The organism is Methylobacterium dankookense (assembly GCF_902141855.1).
Classification (GTDB): domain Bacteria; phylum Pseudomonadota; class Alphaproteobacteria; order Rhizobiales; family Beijerinckiaceae; genus Methylobacterium; species Methylobacterium dankookense.
This window is the reverse complement of the sequence record NZ_CABFVH010000109.1, coordinates 1-2504: the sequence shown is the minus strand read 5'-3', so window position 1 is coordinate 2504 and position 2504 is coordinate 1. Positions and strand designations below refer to the sequence as shown.

Here is a 2504-nt window from a genome sequence, read left to right as displayed (position 1 = left end):
TGTGTTTCGGCGTGCAACTTTGACCCCTTGAGGCGGGGGATCGGCGTCCAATTCTGACCCCCTAACCTCGTTCTCGCAGACTGCCCTCTGGTGCGGCCGGAAGGGTGGTGCAGGGGGATGAAGGGCGTGGACACGATTGCGCGCATCCGGCGCGAGTTCTTCACCCGCGGCCGCGCGATCAAGGACATCGTCCGCGACCTGCATGTCTCCCGCAACACGGTCCGGAAGGTCATCCGGTCGGGGGCCACCGCCTTCACCTACGAGCGCGACGTGCAGCCTCTGCCCAAGCTCGGGCCGTGGCGCGACGATCTCGATCGGATGCTGACCACCAACGCCGGCAGGTCCGCCCGCGAGCGACTGACGCTGATCCGGATCTACGAGGCGCTGCGCGGGCTCGGCTACGAGGGCGGCTACGATGCCGTTCGGCGCTATGCCAAAACCTGGAAGCGCGAGCGCGCCTCGGTCACGGCGCAGGCCTTCGTGCCGCTCATCTTCGCCCCAGGCGAGGCCTACCAGTTCGACTGGAGCCACGAGATCGTGCTGATCGGCGGCACGACCGTCACGGTCAAGGTCGCTCACGTCCGGCTCTGCCACTCGCGCATGCTGTTCGTGCGGGCTTATCCGCGCGAGAGCCAGGAGATGGTGTTCGACGCCCACGACCGGGCGTTCGCGTTCTTCCGCGGCACCTGCCAGCGCGGCATCTACGACAACATGAAGACCGCGGTGGAGACGATCTTCGTCGGTCGCGAGCGCGCCTACAACCGTCGCTTCCTGCAGATGTGCTCGCACTACCTCGTCGATCCGGTCGCCTGCACGCCGGCCTCGGGCTGGGAGAAGGGGCAGGTCGAGAACCAGGTCGGGCTGGTGCGCGAGCGCTTCTTCACCCCGCGCGTCCGGGTGAAGAGCTACGACGAGTTGAACGCGCTCCTACTCGATGGAGCTATCGCCTACGCCAAGGCCCATCCGCATCCCGAGGAGCGCGAGCGCACCGTCTGGGAGCGGTTCGAGGCCGAGCGGGCGGCGCTGGTGCCCTATGCTGGCCGCTTCGACGGCTTCCACGCCGTCACCGCTTCGGTGTCCGCGACCTGCCTCGTACGCTTCGACAACAACCGATACTCGGTCATGGCCTCCGCCATTGGCCGCCCGGTCGAAGTGCGAGCCTACGCCGAGCGCATCGAGATCCGGCAGGACGGGCGCGTCGTCGCCGAGCACGCGCGTGCCTTCGGCCGGGATCAGACCGTGTTCGATCCCTGGCACTACGTCCCTGTGCTCGCCCGCAAACCTGGCGCGCTCCGGAACGGCGCACCGTTCAAGGACTGGGTGCTGCCCGCCGCCCTCGACCGGGTTCGACGCAAGCTCGCCGGCAGTGCCGGGGGTGACCGGCAGATGGTCGAGATCCTCACCGCTGTGCTCGGTGACGGGTTGCCGGCGGTCGAGGCGGCCTGTGCCGAGGCCCTGCGCGAGGGCGTCCACTCGGCCGATGTCGTCCTCAACATCCTCGCCCGGCAGCGCGAGCCGACCACGCCCGTCACCATCCTGACGCCCGAGAGCCTGCGGCTGCGCCACGAGCCGGTCGCCGACTGTGCCCGCTACGACAGCCTAAGGAGAGCACCATGATGGAACGCCAGCAGATCCTCGCCACCATGGGCGATCTGAAGCTCTTCGGCATGAAGGCCGCCTACGACGAGATCATCAAGGTCGCAGTGAAGCGCACCCACGAGCCGCAGCAGATCGTCGGCGACCTGCTCCAGGCAGAGATCTCCGAGAAGCAGGCACGCTCGATCCGCTACCAGATGACCATCGCCAAACTGCCCCTGGCCAAGGACATCGCCGAGTTCGCCTTCGACGGCACTCCGATCAACGAGGTGCTGGTGCGTGATCTCGCCGGCGGCGAGTTCCTGGCGCATCAGCGCAACGTCGTGCTCGTCGGCGGCACCGGGACCGGCAAGACCCACCTCGCCATCGCCCTTGCACGAGCCTGCATCCGGGATGGCATGCGGGGCCGGTTCTACAACGTCGTCGATCTCGTCAATCGGCTCGAAGCTGAGGCACGCGCCGGCCGGCACGGCCGCATCGCCGACCATCTGGCGCGGCTCGACTTCGTGGTGCTCGACGAACTCGGCTACCTGCCGTTCGCGCAGTCGGGCGGCCAACTCCTGTTCCACCTGATCAGCAAGCTCTACGAGACGACCTCGATCGTGGTCACCACCAACCTCGCCTTCGGGGAATGGCCGAGCGTGTTCGCCGGCGATGCCAAGATGACCACCGCGCTCCTCGACCGGCTCACCCACCACTGCGAGATCGTCGAGACCGGCAACGAGAGCTGGCGCTTCAAGAACCGCGCCTGAGGCCAGCACACACGTCGCGCCTGCTGGACCCCTGATCAGCCCGGCTGCGCCACCCCGACCCGCCTTCGCCGGGCTGATCAGGGGCGTCCCGCCATACCCATCCAGGGGGTCAAAGTTCGACGCCGATCCAGGGTCAATGTTCAACGCTGTTTGACA

At 67.5% G+C, this 2504-nt stretch carries 1 protein-coding gene and 1 pseudogene; both read left to right on the top strand.

The window, feature by feature from the left end; genetic code table 11:
* Positions 1-117: 117 nt before the first annotated feature.
* A pseudogene (gene istA, locus MTDSW087_RS29730) lies at positions 118-1611 on the top strand (IS21-like element ISMex39 family transposase); the annotation flags it as partial.
* A gap of 5 nt (positions 1612-1616) precedes the next feature.
* Positions 1617-2348 carry an IS21-like element ISMex39 family helper ATPase IstB gene (gene istB / locus MTDSW087_RS29725; protein WP_043766072.1) on the top strand — a complete coding sequence of 244 codons (732 nt, stop codon included), beginning with the start codon at positions 1617-1619 and terminating at the stop codon, positions 2346-2348.
* Positions 2349-2504 lie beyond the last annotated feature (156 nt).

Coding starts and splice junctions, on each gene's coding strand:
- istB (WP_043766072.1), top strand. CDS start 1,617: ATGGAACGCCAGCAGATCCTCGCCACCATGGGCGATCTGAAGCTCTTC.